Genomic DNA, 15,204 nt, shown 5'->3' with positions numbered 1-15,204 from the left:
AACCTGTTGGGATAAGATTTGGTGGAGCTAAGCGGGATCGAACCGCTGACCTCTTGCATGCCATGCAAGCGCTCTCCCAGCTGAGCTATAGCCCCATACCGGATAATCGTGTCGTGTTGACGGAGCGCATGATATGAAACCGCCTCCAGGGTGTCAACGGCAAATTCAAAATCTGTGTTTGATCGCTGAAAAAGACGTCAAACGAAATTAAACCTCGTCAGCATCAGGTGTGTCAGCTACCAGATAATCTCCCTTAAAACACGCTTCTGGCTGTGAGCTATCGCGCAGGTTGGCGTTGGGGAAAGATTTATTACTGGCTGGTCCTGATCACGCCCGTTTTGTTGTTAATTTTGCGTTAATGTCTTTATGAAAAGGTACTTGTTATTGTTAATTTGCTATGCAAAACTTCGCGCGCTAATTAATTTATTGGTTTATCGAGTCCGCTCTGGCTGCCTTCTGCCGCCGACGAGAAGCGAAAACCATCATTATTCTTTGACTAACACCAGAGCTACTATGTCCTTGCATTCACCTAAAGAAATCGCTGCCATTGCTATTCAGTCTGGCGTGGCAAAAAGTCGTCTTTCTATTCCGTCGCTGTTGATCCTAGGCTTTATGGCTGGTGCATTTATTGCCACCGGCTTTCTGCTTGATCTCCATGTGATTAATAAACTGCCAGCAGACTGGGGCTCCTTCGGCGGCTTCCTTGGCGCTGCGGTCTTTCCGGTTGGCCTGATCCTCACTATTCTTGCGGGCGGCGAACTGCTGACCGGCAACATGATGACGATGCCTATTGCCTGGTTTGCCCGTCAGGTAAGCGGCCTCAGCGTGCTGCGTAACTGGTTCTGGATCACCATCGCTAACTTCATCGGCAGCGTGGCCGTTGCCTGGTTCTTTGGTCATCTGCTTGGCATGACAGAAGGCGATTACCTGAATAAAACCGTTGCGATCGCCACGGCAAAAGTCAATGCCGATTTCATGCACGCCTTTATCTCTGGCATCGGTTGTAACTGGTTGGTTTGTCTTGCCGTCTGGCTGGCCTTCGCCAGTAAAGATATGGTGGGTAAAATCTTTGGTGCCTGGTTCCCGGTAATGGCTTTTGTTGCTATCGGCTTTCAGCACGTGGTTGCCAACATGTTTATTATTCCTGCGGCAATCTTCGCGGGTCATCTTAGCTGGGCTGAATACCTGCCGAACTTTATTGCGGTCTTTCTTGGCAATGGCGTTGGCGGTGCGATTTTTGTCGGCCTCGCCTATTTCCTCGCCTTCCGTCCAGCTGTAGAAAGCGCCACTACCCCGCGCTAATCTTGTTTGTCCTCTGCCTGCGGGCAGAGGATATAACCTTCCCTGTTAGTGATCCTCGTTAGTTAATCGCATGACGTTTTCATGTAATATATTCGCCTGTTGCTTAAGTTTACAGGGAATGAAACGTGAAAGAGGAATGGTTAACGCCGGAAGAGCTTGCCCAACGGACAGGCTATACGCGTCAGACAATCAATAAATGGATTAAGCGCGAGCACTGGATAACGAAACCCAAGCCCGGCGTACAAGGTGGTAAAGCGCGCGTGGTTAAAATTGACGAAAGGGTAACGGCCTTTTTGGATGATACCCGCCACGCTGCGGAGCCGGCCGGGACTTACCTGGTAAGATCCAATACGCTGCCCGCGCTGCTGACTTCTTTTGTTCAGCAGATGACTCCGCAGGAACAGGAAAACCTGCAGAAATTGTTGCTGCGTGAAGGCGTCACAGGGCTTCTTCAACGGCTGGGGATTGAAAGCAAGTAAAAAAAACCGGAAGCATGCTTCCGGTTTTTTTATCTGCCGCAAGGAGGATTTAGCCCTGCGCTTCACGTTCGCTGATAAAGGCCAGCGCTTTTTCAATACGCGCTACCGCACGCGAGCGGCCAATCGCCTGCACCGTCACGTCCAGCGCCGGTGACTGCCCTGCTCCGGTTACCGCTACGCGCAGCGGCATGCCCACTTTCCCCATGCCTACTTCCAGCTCGTCCGCCGTGGACTGAATAGCATGGTGAACGTTTTCTGCCGTCCAGTCGCTGATTGCTGCCAGTTTATCACGCACCACTTCCAGCGGCTGACGCGCAACCGGACGCAGATGCTTTTTCGCCGCATCGGCATCAAAGGTCTCGAACTCTTCATAGAAATAGCGGCAGCTGGCAGCCATTTCTTTCAGTGTCTTACAACGTTCGCCCAGTAATTTCACCAGCTGCGCCAGTTCAGGACCGGTACGGGTATCAATTTGCGCCTGCTCAATGTGCCATTGTAAATGCGTAGCGACATATTCCGGTGCCAGGCTATTAATATAGTGGTGGTTTAGCCACTGCAGCTTCTCAGTATTGAAAGCGCTGGCGGACTTGCTTACCGCATCCAGTGAAAACAGCTGTTTCATCTCTTCAATCGAGAAGATCTCCTGATCGCCGTGGGACCAGCCCAGACGCACCAGATAGTTGAGTAGCGCTTCCGGCAGATAACCGTCGTCACGGTACTGCATTACGCCTACCGCGCCGTGACGCTTGGAGAGTTTTTTACCATCGTCGCCGAGGATCATGGAGACGTGCGCGTAAACCGGCACCTGCGCGCCGATCGCCTGCAGGATATTAATCTGACGCGGCGTGTTATTGATATGGTCTTCACCACGGATGACGTGGGTGATGCCCATATCCCAGTCATCAATCACAACACAGAAGTTGTAGGTCGGCGACCCATCGGTACGACGGATAATCAGATCGTCCAACTCCTGGTTACTGAACTCAATCGGACCACGGATCTGATCGTCAAACACCACAGAACCTTCCTGTGGGTTACGGAAGCGCACCACATGCGGTTCATTATCAGCATGATGTTCATGGCTGTCACGGCAGCGGCCATCGTAGCGTGGCTTTTCGCCATTCGCCATTTGCGTTTCGCGCAGCTGCTCCAGGCGTTCTTTAGAGCAATAGCATTTATAGGCCGTCCCCGCTTCCAGCATCTCGTCAATCACTGCATTGTAGCGATCGAAACGTTTGGTCTGATAATACGGACCCTCATCCCAGTCCAGATTCAGCCAGTTCATGCCATCCATAATGGCATCGATCGCCTGCTGCGTGGAGCGCTCCAGATCGGTATCTTCAATGCGCAGGACAAATTCACCGCCGTGATTACGAGCAAACAGCCAGGAGTAGAGTGCGGTACGAGCGCCGCCAACGTGCAAATAGCCGGTCGGACTGGGCGCGAAACGGGTTTTGATTTTCATTGAGCTTGCCTTAGTGCGCAGATTTTCTGCGGAATGACAGAAAAGATGATTTTCATGCAGTGTTTAAGTGCGCATATTCTATCACCTGCCCCTGATTCCTCAACGGCTAACCCGGCGTTGATGCGGCATGCTGCTGAATTTTCATGCATCCGGAAGGCGGTTTCGGCTAAAAGCGCGACACGCTGCCTAATTTTAAGACGAACAAACATTTTCGTTTTAAAAAGCGTTGACTCGTTGCGAACTCTCCCTATAATGCGACTCCACACAGCGGGGGTGATTAGCTCAGTTGGTAGAGCACCTCCCTTACAAGGAGGGGGTCGGCGGTTCGAACCCGTCATCACCCACCATCTCTAAGATGGCCCGCAGTGTAAGACAGATGATAAAAGATGGGTGATTAGCTCAGTTGGTAGAGCACCTCCCTTACAAGGAGGGGGTCGGCGGTTCGAGCCCGTCATCACCCACCATCTTTTATACTTTGTCGCACCGAAAATGGGTGATTAGCTCAGTTGGTAGAGCACCTCCCTTACAAGGAGGGGGTCGGCGGTTCGAGCCCGTCATCACCCACCATCGGGTCGTTAGCTCAGTTGGTAGAGCAGTTGACTTTTAATCAATTGGTCGCAGGTTCGAATCCTGCACGACCCACCAATGTAGAAAGGCGCCCTAAAGGCGCCTTTTTGCTATGCAAAATCGGCAGGATGAGAACCTGCAGCAGGTTCGGGCCGAGCGAAGCGAGAAAACGTTGCCAGCGGCAACGGCCCGAAGGGCGAGGCGTAAGCCGAGTTATCCTGCACGACCCACCAATGTAGAAAGGCGCCCTAAAGGCGCCTTTTTGCTATGCAAAATCGGCAACCTTTTCACTTTCTTAACGATTTTTTTACGCTCTTTTAGGTTAAGTCATTCCAAAAATTGACCGATAGATATATTGATCTATTAAAAAGGAGAGGATCGTGACAACTATTGCTATTTCCACGCCAGGCGTTAGCCAGAGCAGCGGCGCCAGCAGTTCCAGCAGCGGTAGCGATGTATCATCGCAAATTTCTCGTCTGACTAACCAGATTACTAAGTTGCAGCAGCAGCTGAAAGATGTGACTAACTCAGACTCTTCCGCAGAAGAAAAACAGAAACAGCAGGAGCAGATCCAGGGTCAGATAGAAATGCTGCAAGCTCAGCTGGCTCAGCTACAGCGTCAACAGGCTGAAGAAGCGGCAAAGAAACAGCAGAACAGCAACAGCTCAGGCAACCCGAGCGACCCGAAAGTGGCTGATGGGGTGAATCGCCCTACCGCAGAGAATCAAATTAACGTCTATATCTAAAAAGCGGGCATGCTTTGCCGCTGTTGCGTCAGCAGCATCGCCTGCTGACGCACTTCCTGCCAGATAGCTTCGGCGGCGGGTGTCAGAGAGCGGTTTTTCCGCCGAATCAGCATCAGCGTACGATTAATCTCCGGCAGGAGTCTGCGGACCATCAATGGTCGTCCCGCAGGCAAGGGCAGCGCCAGCGCTGGCAGAATACTGATCCCGATCCCCGCCTCAACCATGGGATAAAGCGTGGTAGGGTGACCAATTTCCTGAACAATCTCTGCCTGCACTTGCTGTTGCCTGAGCGCTTCATCAATCAATACCCGGCTGCCGGAAGCATAATCCTGCAACACCAGGGGACGCCCGCTCAGCATTCGCCAGTGAAGCTCTTTAACCTGCGCCAGTTTATCATCCTGTCGGCACAGCAGCAGGAAAGGCTCATCAAGAATGGGCTGCGATGTAAACTCGCCTGCGGTCAACGGGCCAACCACAATGCCGAAATCCACTTCAGCATCACGCACGCTTTGAATAACCCACTGCTGTGGCCGGTCACGTAACATGACCTTGATTTCAGGATAATTAAGCTGACTGGCGGCCAGACACTGCGGCATCAAGTGGGCAGAAATAGTCTGGCTGGCTGCTACCCGCACCGTGCCGCTGCGCTGTTGCCCAAAGCTGCGCGCATCAAGCAACGTGGTATTCAGCTCTTCCAGCAGACGTTCAAGGCGATTAGCCAGAAGCTGTCCGGCGCTGGTAAGGAGCACTTCGCGTGTGGTACGGTCCAGCAGACGAATCCCCATCTCCGCTTCCAGCTCTTTAATGCTATGGCTCACTGCCGACTGGCTAAGACCGATCACCTGCCCTGCCTGGCTAAAGCTGCCATGCTGCGCGACGGCCACAAACACCCGCAGTTGACGTAACGTATAATTCATCTGTTTTATTCATCAATAGATGCAATAAATCAATTTTATTTCTAAACCCGGCTAGCCCACAATAGACCATCGAATTTTAATCTGGATTTAACAATGCGAGTTTTGCGTCTCGACCCGATGATGGTCAAATTGCTGATTGTCGTATTACTGGCAACCTTTTTACCGGCAAAAGGCGGCTTTGTTGCTTTTTTTGAATGGCTGACTACCGCCGCGATTGCGCTGCTGTTTTTTATGCACGGCGCCAAACTTTCGCGGGAAAAGATCATTGCCGGCAGCAGCCACTGGCGGCTGCATCTGTGGATTATGTTCAGCACCTTTGTGCTCTTTCCGATTCTGGGCCTGCTGCTGGTGTGGTGGCATCCAGTTAATCTCAGCAACGAAATTTATACCGGCTTCATTTATCTTTGTATTTTGCCGGCCACGGTTCAGTCCGCTATCGCCTTTACTTCAATGGCGGGCGGCAACGTTGCGGCTGCCGTCTGCAGCGCCTCTGCTTCCAGCCTGCTCGGCGTGTTTATCTCCCCGCTGTTAGTCAATCTGGTAATGAATATTCATAGCGAGATGCCGGGCAACGGCCTGGAGCAAATTGGTCGCATCATGCTGCAGCTGCTGGTGCCTTTTGTGCTGGGACACCTGTCGCGTCGCTGGATTGGCGGCTGGGTTGAACGCCATCGCAGCCTGATTGGCAAAACCGATCAGGCTTCAATTTTGCTGGTGGTCTATTCTGCCTTTAGTGAAGCGGTGGTTAACGGAATCTGGCATCGGGTGGGCGTAATCACTCTGCTATGGATCCTGGCGGGAAGCGTACTGCTGTTGGCGATTGTGCTAATAGTAAATTTGCTGGCGGCGCGGCTGTTCGGCTTTAAGCGGGCGGATGAGATTACTATTCTGTTCTGCGGCTCGAAAAAGAGCCTGGCGAACGGCGTACCTATGGCAAATATTCTGTTTCCTGCCGCCGCCGTGGGTATTATCGTGTTGCCGCTGATGGTGTTTCATCAGGTACAGCTTATGGTGTGTTCGTTTATCGCCCAGCGCTATAAAAAGAAAAACGAAGCCGAGCTTCAGGCCAGCGAGCCAACGGGCAAAGACATGATGGGATCTCAAAAGTAAACCAGACGCGCCGTCGCTGACGGCGCGTCTCAGGCTTAACGCTTAAGCGGCTTCACCAGCCCTTCCAGTCCTTCAATCTTGATCGCCAGCGTCAGCTGCATCAGCTCACCCAACTGCCCTGCCGGAAATTCGCCCTTGCGGGCGAACCACAGCAGATAAGGTTCAGGCAGATCGATCAATACGCGTCCCTGATATTTACCGAAAGGCATCACGGTATTGGCGATATCGATCAACTGCTGTTTATCCATTCTGGCTGTCCAGCAGACGGATCATTTCCGCTTCATCAATGACCTCGATTCCCAACTCCTGTGCCTTAGCCAGCTTGGAACCTGCCGCTTCGCCCGCGATCACCAAATCGGTTTTCTTTGATACGCTGCCGCTGACTTTGGCGCCCAGCGCCGTTAAACGCTCTTTCGCCTCATCGCGCGACATAATACTCAGCGAGCCAGTTAGCACCAGGGTTTTACCGGCAAATGGATTGTCCAGCGCTTCGACATTCACCAGGGTAATTTCTGGCCAGTGGATGCCAATATCCTCAACCAGCTGGCGGATAACTTCACGGTTGCTCTCTTCTTCCATAAAGTTCCGCACGTGGGAAGCGACAATCTTGCCCACATCCTGCACGGCAATCAGCGCATCCAGATCGGCATCCATAATCTTTTCCAGCGAGCCGAAATGATTCGCCAGGTTCACCGCCGTCGCTTCGCCAACTTCACGAATGCCTAACGCATAAAGAAAACGCGGCAAGGTCGTGGCTTTCGCCTTATTAAGCGCATCGACAATATTTTGCGCCGATTTCGGTCCCATGCGCTCCAGACCGGTCAGCAGACCGGCGCTGAGGCGGAACAGATCGGCGGGCGTTTTCACATACTCTTTTTCCACCAGCTGATCGATGATTTTATCGCCCATGCCCTCGACATCCATCGCACGACGCGAGACAAAATGCTTCAGCGCCTCTTTACGCTGCGCGCCGCAAATCAGGCCGCCGGTACAGCGCGTTACCGCCTCGCCTTCCACTCGCTCTACGTCCGAACCGCAAACCGGGCAGTGACTGGGGAAAGTAATTTCTCGCGTATCGTCAGGGCGCTCTGACTCCACCACATTAACCACCTGCGGTATCACATCACCCGCACGGCGAATAACCACGCGATCGCCAATTCGCAGGCCAAGACGCGCGATCTCATCGGCATTATGCAACGTTGCGTTGCTAACCATAACGCCTGCAACCTGTACCGGCTCCAGACGCGCTACCGGCGTAATCGCGCCGGTACGACCCACCTGAAACTCCACGTCACGTACGCGGGTAAGTTGCTCCTGCGCCGGGAATTTAAACGCAATCGCCCAGCGTGGCGCGCGCGCCACAAAGCCCAGACGTTCCTGTAGCTCCTGCGAATCCACCTTGATAACCACGCCATCAATATCAAAGCCAAGTTGAGGACGATCGCGCTCTACCTGATGATAAAAATCCAGTACTTCATCAGCGCGGTGATGAAGACGAATACGATCGCTGACCGGGAGTCCCCAGGCTTTAAACTGCTGCAAGCGTTCCCAGTGGCTGTGCGGCAACTCTCCACCTTCTACCAGACCAATGCCGTAGCAGAAGAAGGTCAGCGGACGCCTGGCGGTAATCCGGGGATCAAGCTGGCGCAGCGAGCCCGCTGCCGCATTACGCGGGTTAGCAAAAATTTTGCCGCCGGTGCGGCGCGCTTCATCGTTTAGCTTCTCGAATCCCACCTGATTCATAAACACTTCGCCACGCACTTCCAGCCGTGCCGGAATATTATCGCCTTTAAGACGCAGCGGAATGGCGCGGATGGTGCGCACATTGGCCGTGATATTTTCACCGGTCGTTCCATCACCACGCGTAGCGGCACGCACCAGCAGGCCATTTTCATACAGCAAACTCACGGCAAGGCCATCCAGCTTTAGCTCGCAGCAAAAAGTAATATCATCGCTGCTCTTCAGCCGATCCTGCACGCGCTTATTGAACGCCAGATAGCCCGCCTCGTCGAAAACGTTATCCAGCGACAGCATCGGCACTTCATGACGTACCTGTTCAAAAGCGGTTAACGGCGCGGCGCCCACGCGTTGGGTGGGTGAATCAGGCGTGATTAAATCGGGATGCTGCTCTTCCAGCGCCCGCAGCTCGCGCATCAGGCGGTCATATTCCGCATCGGGAACTTCCGGCGCATCCAGAACATGATAGAGATATTCATGATGACGAAGCGTGGTTCGCAGCTCGGTGATTTTTTCTTGTACGGATTCCATAACGCACCATCAGAGAAAGAAAACCCCCGGCAAGCGGGGGTTCAGGGGAACAAAGCGGGAACCGGCTATCAGGCGTTCGCCTCAACTACGTCGCGAATACGCGCCTTATAGGTTTCCAGTTTTTGCGGCGTCATCATCCGACGCTCATCATCCAGCACTACGCCGCCAACATCGTCAGCGATGCGCTGCGCTGACTGCAGCATTAACTTAAAGTTTTGATGCGGATCGCCATAGGAAGGCACCATCATAAACATAGAAACGCCTGGCGTTGAAAAGTCTGACATGGCATCAGGATTGAACGATCCCGGCTTCACCATATTGGCCAGACTGAACAGCACCGGGCCGCTTCCGGCCGGACTTAAATGACGATGGAAGATGTTCATTTCGCCAAACTGGAACCCGGCCTGCAAAATGCCCTGCAGCAGGCTTTCGCCGTTCAGCTCGCCGCCAGCATGAGCAGCGACATGCAGCACCAGCACCGTCTCTTTGCGACGCGCTTCTTCACGCGATTGCGACACAGGCTCTGCGGCTGCAGGCGCATCGCTTTCAACATTCATTACCGGTTCATTATCATCCTGCCACTGCGGTTCATCATCCAGTAAAGGATCGGCAGGCTGCTGTAACGGCGTTTCAACCGGACGCGCAGGCACGGGCTGTTGCGTACGTGAAACGGCAGGCTGCCGCTCGCTTTGCGGACGCGGCTCGAAAGCGTCATCGTCAACCGTAGCGGAAGGCTCGGCATCAAACAGCGGATCGCGTTCCGGCTGGGGAACAACAGGCACCGCCGTAGGCGTCGGTTGCGGCTTACGCGCAGCAGGACGTGGCGCAGGCTCTTCGTCTTCTGCGGTAAACCCATCAAAAGAAGGTTCATTATGTGAAGATTTTGTCGGCGTTCGTCGGACCCGAACGTCACCTACACCCTGGGTGTCCTCTTCGGTCAGGTTATCTTCTTGATCCTGCTTTAAACGCTTGTGCGGGCGATCGCGAAACACAGATGAGCGCTCTTTACGGCTGGTCCACAGCCCGTGAAGCAGCAGCGCTATTATGGCGATCGCACCAACAACGATTAATATCAGACGCAAATCCTGCATCATTGTATTCTCTGTTGTTCCAATACCTTGCCACCACGGCAAACTTTATCCTCTAACTGTATTTGTCCCGCTAAACAAGTGCAAGTCTGCACCGGCTTTTCTGACAAATAAGATAGAGCCATCCCGATTTTTTGCTGTTTTTTCAGCCAAAAGGCGGCTGGTAAGAGAAAAAACCCAGGTTATGATAGCCTGGCCTGCCAAACAGAGGAGAAAAACTGTCGATGGCTACGGTTCAACCCACGTCTTACAATGGTATTCACTACTTCGCTCAGGGCTGGAAATTGATCCGCCTGCCGGGCATTCGCCGTTTCGTTGTTATCCCCTTACTGATCAATATTATTCTGCTCGGCGGCGCTTTTACCTGGCTGTTTTATCGGCTTAATGAATGGATCCCCCGGCTGATGTCGCATGTGCCTGACTGGCTGCAATGGTTAAGCTATCTGCTCTGGCCGCTTACGGTGCTCTCGATCGTGCTGGTGTTTAGCTACTTTTTTTCTACTATTGCGAACTGGGTCGCCGCGCCCTTTTGCGGTCTGCTGGCGGAACAGCTTGAAGGCCGACTTACCGGACACCCGCTGCCCGACAGCGGCTGGCTGGCGCTGGTAAAAGATATTCCGCGCATCATGAAACGCGAATGGCAGAAGTTTGCCTGGTATTTGCCGCGCGCGTTGGGATTGCTGATGCTTTACTTTATTCCTGGTTTCGGCCAAACCGTTGCGCCGGTATTGTGGTTTCTGTTCAGCGCCTGGATGCTGGCTATTCAGTACTGTGACTATCCTTTTGATAATCATAAGGTCAGTTTTCAGAGCATGCTTGGTGCGCTGCGCCAGCACAAAACCGCTAATATGCAGTTTGGCGCGCTGGTAAGCCTGTTTACCATGATCCCGCTACTTAACCTGGCGATTATGCCCGTCGCGGTCTGTGGTGCGACGGCGATGTGGGTTGATCGTTATCGTAACCAGTTAGGTATACATGAGCGTCGTTAAGCAAAGATTAAGCAGGTTAAGAACCGCTGATCGTTGCATAAAACCCATCTTATGCATTTTCGTCAGGGCTTATTTCAGCTAAACATATACATATACTATTTCCTTCCTTCCTTGCGAAACTGGAAAAGGTATGCTCTGACGGTTCCCTGAAATTCATACAGTTAAGGACGGGCTATGAGTAAGATTTATGAAGACAACTCTTTGACAATCGGTCATACGCCGCTGGTTCGTCTGAACCGCATCGGCAATGGACGCATTCTGGCGAAGGTTGAGTCGCGCAATCCCAGCTTTAGCGTCAAATGCCGTATCGGTGCCAATATGATATGGGACGCTGAAAAGCGCGGGATCCTGAAACCCGGCGTGGAGCTGGTGGAGCCTACCAGCGGCAATACCGGGATCGCTCTGGCCTACGTTGCGGCCGCACGCGGCTATAAGCTGACGCTGACCATGCCGGAAACCATGTCCGTTGAACGCCGTAAGCTGCTGAAAGCGCTGGGTGCCAGCCTGGTATTAACCGAAGGCGCAAAAGGCATGAAAGGCGCTATCGCTAAAGCAGAAGAGATCGTAGCCAGCAATCCAGACAAGTTCCTGATGCTGCAGCAGTTTAGCAATCCGGCTAACCCGGAAATTCATGAGAAAACCACCGGTCCTGAAATCTGGGAAGATACCGATGGCCAGATTGATGTCTTTATTTCCGGCGTTGGCACCGGCGGCACGCTGACCGGCGTTACCCGCTTCATCAAAAATACCAAAGGCAAAAAAGATCTGATCGCCGTGGCGGTTGAACCCACCGACTCACCGGTTATCGCTCAAACGTTGGCCGGGCAAGAAGTTAAACCCGGTCCGCATAAAATTCAGGGCATCGGCGCTGGCTTTATTCCGGGTAACCTGGATCTCAGTCTGGTGGATCAGGTTGTGGCCATCACAAATGAAGAGGCAATTTCCACTGCCCGACGTCTGATGGATGAAGAAGGCATTTTGGCCGGCATCTCTTCCGGCGCAGCCGTGGCCGCCGCGCTTAAGTTGCAGGAAGACGAAGCTTACGCCAATAAAAATATTGTGGTAATCCTGCCCTCTTCCGGCGAGCGTTATCTGAGTACCGCCCTGTTTGCCGATCTTTTTACGGAAAAAGAACTGCAATAGTAGTGCCAGAGTGCCGGCATTGTTGCAAAAAGCGCCTTTCGGGGTGCTTTTTTGTGGACCACTTCAAATTTTTACCACCCCTGTCATTGATTCACTCTGGTAGCTCTGGTATTTAAGCTGACAATTATTTCGAAGCGCAAAATTAATAGCGCTTTGAACTGGATCAAGCTGAATCGATTTACTGATTTGGCGGAATAGCGCAACACGCGGCATAATGAGGAGTAGAGCAGCGAAGCGAAAACCCCCGTTTTTTTGCCCCGTCCGCTCTCATGCCTTAATTGCGCATTTTTTGGTGAGTCCCGTACTCGAACCAGCGCGACCTACACAGGCTAAAGTTTCGCCGCCAGGCTAGACTTTAGAGACAAAACACCAAACCTAATTAAGTTGGGGAAATATAATGTTCCAGCAAGAAGTTACCATCACCGCACCTAATGGCCTGCATACTCGTCCGGCTGCTCAGTTTGTTAAAGAAGCAAAAGCTTTTGCCTCAGAAATCACCGTGACGTCTAATGGTAAATCTGCCAGTGCGAAAAGCCTGTTCAAGCTGCAGACTCTGGGCCTGACTCAGGGCACCGTGGTGACGCTGTCCGCTGAAGGTGAAGATGAACAGCAGGCTGTTGAGCATCTGGTTAAACTGATGGCTGAACTCGAGTAATCGTCCAGCCGACGAAAAACCGTTTCATCAGGCAACTGAGTGCAAACATATTGATCGCGGACATTATGTCCGCGTTGTTGCATCCGTAAAGTACGGTTCCGCAGGATCCTGGCACCTCGTTTCGCCTGGTAGGCATCGTTATAATAAAGGTAGGGTTATGATTTCAGGCATTTTAGCATCACCGGGTATCGCTTTCGGCAAAGCACTTTTGCTGAAGGAAGATGAAATCGTTATCAACCGGAAGAAAATTTCTGCCGATCAGGTTGATCAGGAAGTTGCTCGCTTTCTTGAAGGTCGTGGTAAAGCCGCTACACAGCTTGAAGCTATAAAAATTAAAGCTGGCGAGACTTTTGGCGAAGAAAAAGAAGCCATCTTCGAAGGCCACATTATGTTGCTGGAAGATGAAGAGCTGGAACAGGACATCATCAGCCTGATTAAAGATGAAATGGCCACGGCCGATGCCGCAACTCATAGCGTCATTGAAGGTCAGGCTAAAGCACTGGAAGAGCTGGATGATGAATATCTGAAAGAACGTGCTGCCGACGTACGCGATATCGGTAAGCGTCTGCTGCAGAATATTCTTGGTCTGCACATTGTGGATCTGAGCGCGATCAAAGACGAAGTGATTCTGGTTGCTAAAGATTTGACGCCGTCCGAAACCGCACAACTGAATTTGAAAAAAGTGCTGGGCTTCATTACCGATCTTGGCGGTCGTACTTCACATACGTCTATTATGGCGCGCTCCCTTGAGCTGCCTGCCATTGTCGGCACCGGTGACGTCACCAGTCGCGTTAAGAACGATGATTATGTGATTCTGGATGGTGTTAACAATAAAGTTTATGTTAACCCGACTGCTGAAGTCATCGAAGAGCTGAAGGCAGTACAGCATCAATATCTGAGCGAGAAAAATGAACTCGCTAAACTGAAAGATCTGCCAGCGATCACGCTGGATGGACATCAGGTAGAAGTGGGTGCCAACATCGGCACCGTGCGTGATATTCCGGGCGCTGAGCGTAACGGCGCAGAGTGTGTTGGCCTGTATCGTACCGAGTTCCTGTTTATGGATCGCGATGCGCTGCCCACTGAAGAAGAGCAGTTCCAGGCTTACAAAGCCGTTGCCGAAGCCATGGGCTCTCAGGCAGTGATTGTCCGTACCATGGACATTGGCGGTGATAAAGATCTGCCGTACATGAACCTGCCGAAAGAAGAGAACCCGTTCCTTGGCTGGCGTGCTATCCGTATCGCTATGGATCGCAAAGAAATTCTGCATGCACAGCTGCGTGCGATTCTGCGCGCCTCCGCGTTCGGCAAGCTGCGCATTATGTTCCCGATGATCATTTCCGTGGAAGAAGTGCGCTTCCTGAAAGCAGAGCTGGAGATGTTAAAAGCCCAGCTGCGTGAAGAAGGCAAAGCTTTCGACGAAACCATTGAAGTCGGTATTATGGTGGAAACGCCAGCCTCAGCCGTTATCGCTCGCCACCTGGCGAAAGAGGTCGACTTCTTTAGTATTGGGACAAACGATCTGACGCAGTATACTCTGGCGGTCGATCGCGGTAACGAACTGATTTCGCATCTTTATAACCCAATGACGCCGTCAGTGCTTGGCCTGATTAAGCAGGTTATCGATGCTTCTCACGCCGAAGGCAAGTGGACCGGCATGTGTGGTGAGCTGGCCGGTGATGAACGTGCTACACTACTGTTATTGGGAATGGGGCTGGATGAATTCAGCATGAGTGCCATTTCTATCCCGCGCATCAAGAAGATCATTCGTAACACGAACTTCGAAGATGCGAAGGCATTAGCAGAGCAGGCTCTGGCTCAACCGACCGCGGAAGAGTTGATGAACCTGGTCAACAAGTTCATTGAAGAAAAAACACTCTGCTGATTCCGCGATACGCTGGCCCAACATTACTGCTTAGGAGAAGATCATGGGTTTTTTATCCAAACTTTTTGGCGATAAAACAGAAAGCGCATCTGGCACCATTGAGATCGTCGCCCCGCTGTCTGGTGAGATCGTAAATATCGAAGACGTGCCAGACGTAGTATTTGCGGAGAAAATTGTCGGCGATGGCATCGCGATTAAACCGGCAGGCAATAAAATGGTTGCTCCGGTTGATGGCACTATCGGCAAAATTTTCGAAACCAACCATGCGTTCTCTATCGAATCCGATAGTGGCATTGAGCTGTTCGTTCACTTCGGTATCGATACCGTGGAGCTAAAAGGCGAAGGCTTTAAACGCATCGCGGAAGAAGGCCAGAAAGTGAAGAAAGGCGATGTGGTTATTGAGTTTGACCTGCCGCTGCTGGAAGAGAAAGCGAAATCGACCCTGACGCCAGTCGTGATCTCCAATATGGATGAGATCAAAGAGCTGACCAAGCTGACCGGTCAGGTTATTGTTGGCGAAACACCGGTGATTCGTATTAAAAAATAACGGTTTTCATGCTGACTAAAACGGCACCTGCGGGTGCCGTTTT

At 52.2% G+C, this 15,204-nt stretch carries 14 protein-coding genes, 5 tRNA genes and 1 other RNA gene; 14 read left to right on the top strand and 6 right to left on the bottom strand.

The features are described 5' to 3' along the window. Positions 1-19: 19 nt before the first annotated feature. A tRNA-Ala gene (locus ACQE3Y_RS01370) sits at positions 20-95 on the bottom strand. Between the two features lie 418 nt (positions 96-513). Here ACQE3Y_RS01370 and ACQE3Y_RS01365 point away from each other — a divergent pair. Together ACQE3Y_RS01365 and ACQE3Y_RS01360 are read left to right on the top strand one after the other, a co-directional pair. Further along, positions 514-1,302, top strand: coding sequence for a formate/nitrite transporter family protein (locus tag ACQE3Y_RS01365; protein WP_085070928.1), 789 nt, complete (start codon positions 514-516; stop codon positions 1,300-1,302). Positions 1,303-1,427: 125 nt separating this feature from the next. After that, a complete protein-coding gene (locus ACQE3Y_RS01360; RefSeq protein WP_426971790.1) occupies positions 1,428-1,781 on the top strand; it encodes a YfeC-like transcriptional regulator in 354 nt (117 codons plus the stop codon). Between the two features lie 49 nt (positions 1,782-1,830). On the opposite strand, the gene gltX is transcribed toward ACQE3Y_RS01360, so the two are convergent. After that, positions 1,831-3,246 carry a glutamate--tRNA ligase gene (gene gltX, locus ACQE3Y_RS01355; protein ID WP_250650513.1) on the bottom strand — a complete coding sequence of 472 codons (1,416 nt, stop codon included), beginning with the start codon at positions 3,244-3,246 and terminating at the stop codon, positions 1,831-1,833. Between the two features lie 271 nt (positions 3,247-3,517). Here gltX and ACQE3Y_RS01350 point away from each other — a divergent pair. The 6 genes from ACQE3Y_RS01350 to ACQE3Y_RS01325 all read left to right on the top strand — a co-directional run bounded on the left by ACQE3Y_RS01350 (position 3,518) and on the right by ACQE3Y_RS01325 (position 4,559). Then, positions 3,518-3,593 (top strand) — tRNA-Val (locus ACQE3Y_RS01350). A gap of 41 nt (positions 3,594-3,634) precedes the next feature. Then, a tRNA-Val gene (locus ACQE3Y_RS01345) sits at positions 3,635-3,710 on the top strand. 27 nt (positions 3,711-3,737) lie between these two features. Beyond that, positions 3,738-3,813 (top strand) — tRNA-Val (locus tag ACQE3Y_RS01340). A gap of 2 nt (positions 3,814-3,815) precedes the next feature. Then, positions 3,816-3,891: transfer RNA gene (locus tag ACQE3Y_RS01335), tRNA-Lys, on the top strand. Positions 3,892-3,920: 29 nt separating this feature from the next. Continuing rightward, positions 3,921-4,046, top strand: a non-coding RNA gene (locus ACQE3Y_RS01330) — RtT sRNA. Between the two features lie 147 nt (positions 4,047-4,193). Beyond that, entirely contained in the window at positions 4,194-4,559 is a 366-nt protein-coding gene (locus ACQE3Y_RS01325) for a FlxA-like family protein (protein ID WP_426980707.1), read from the top strand. On the opposite strand, the gene ACQE3Y_RS01320 is transcribed toward ACQE3Y_RS01325, so the two are convergent. Beyond that, complete coding sequence (locus tag ACQE3Y_RS01320) at positions 4,556-5,476, bottom strand: LysR family transcriptional regulator (protein ID WP_426971788.1); 921 nt, start codon at positions 5,474-5,476, stop codon at positions 4,556-4,558. The genes ACQE3Y_RS01325 and ACQE3Y_RS01320 overlap by 4 nt on opposite strands. A 93-nt stretch (positions 5,477-5,569) precedes the next feature. Here ACQE3Y_RS01320 and ACQE3Y_RS01315 point away from each other — a divergent pair, with 93 nt between their 5' ends. Further along, positions 5,570-6,586 (top strand): bile acid:sodium symporter family protein, encoded by a 1,017-nt coding sequence (locus ACQE3Y_RS01315; protein ID WP_426980706.1) that lies wholly within the window; start codon positions 5,570-5,572, stop codon positions 6,584-6,586. 35 nt (positions 6,587-6,621) lie between these two features. Here ACQE3Y_RS01315 and ACQE3Y_RS01310 read toward each other — a convergent pair whose 3' ends face one another. From ACQE3Y_RS01310 to zipA, 3 genes are all read right to left on the bottom strand, one after another. Continuing rightward, positions 6,622-6,834, bottom strand: a complete 213-nt coding sequence (locus ACQE3Y_RS01310) for a DUF3820 family protein (protein WP_085070923.1) — start codon at positions 6,832-6,834, stop codon at positions 6,622-6,624. After that, complete coding sequence (gene ligA / locus ACQE3Y_RS01305; protein ID WP_426971784.1) at positions 6,827-8,854, bottom strand: NAD-dependent DNA ligase LigA; 2,028 nt, start codon at positions 8,852-8,854, stop codon at positions 6,827-6,829. Before ligA ends, ACQE3Y_RS01310 begins: the two co-directional genes overlap by 8 nt. A gap of 68 nt (positions 8,855-8,922) precedes the next feature. After that, positions 8,923-9,948: a cell division protein ZipA gene (zipA, locus tag ACQE3Y_RS01300; protein WP_426971782.1), complete on the bottom strand. Its 1,026-nt coding sequence runs from the start codon at positions 9,946-9,948 to the stop codon at positions 8,923-8,925. Positions 9,949-10,166: 218 nt separating this feature from the next. On the opposite strand from zipA, the gene cysZ reads away from it, so the two are divergent. From cysZ to crr, 5 genes are all read left to right on the top strand, one after another. Beyond that, the gene (cysZ, locus tag ACQE3Y_RS01295; RefSeq protein ID WP_426980705.1) at positions 10,167-10,931 is read left to right on the top strand and encodes a sulfate transporter CysZ; all 765 of its coding nucleotides are present in this window, start codon (positions 10,167-10,169) and stop codon (positions 10,929-10,931) included. A 174-nt stretch (positions 10,932-11,105) separates the two neighbouring features. Beyond that, complete coding sequence (cysK, locus tag ACQE3Y_RS01290; protein ID WP_085070919.1) at positions 11,106-12,074, top strand: cysteine synthase A; 969 nt, start codon at positions 11,106-11,108, stop codon at positions 12,072-12,074. 397 nt (positions 12,075-12,471) lie between these two features. Then, positions 12,472-12,729: a phosphocarrier protein Hpr gene (ptsH, locus tag ACQE3Y_RS01285; protein ID WP_038624898.1), complete on the top strand. Its 258-nt coding sequence runs from the start codon at positions 12,472-12,474 to the stop codon at positions 12,727-12,729. A 157-nt stretch (positions 12,730-12,886) separates the two neighbouring features. Then, positions 12,887-14,614, top strand: a complete 1,728-nt coding sequence (ptsI, locus tag ACQE3Y_RS01280; RefSeq protein WP_426971778.1) for a phosphoenolpyruvate-protein phosphotransferase PtsI — start codon at positions 12,887-12,889, stop codon at positions 14,612-14,614. 43 nt (positions 14,615-14,657) lie between these two features. Continuing rightward, entirely contained in the window at positions 14,658-15,161 is a 504-nt protein-coding gene (gene crr / locus ACQE3Y_RS01275) for a PTS glucose transporter subunit IIA (protein WP_250650519.1), read from the top strand. Positions 15,162-15,204: the final 43 nt, after the last annotated feature.

The organism is Pantoea sp. FN0305 (genome assembly GCF_050113845.1).
GTDB classification, from domain to species: domain Bacteria; phylum Pseudomonadota; class Gammaproteobacteria; order Enterobacterales; family Enterobacteriaceae; genus Mixta; species Mixta alhagi.
Note: the sequence above shows the minus strand (reverse complement) of the source record. Positions and strands in the feature narration are given on the sequence as shown.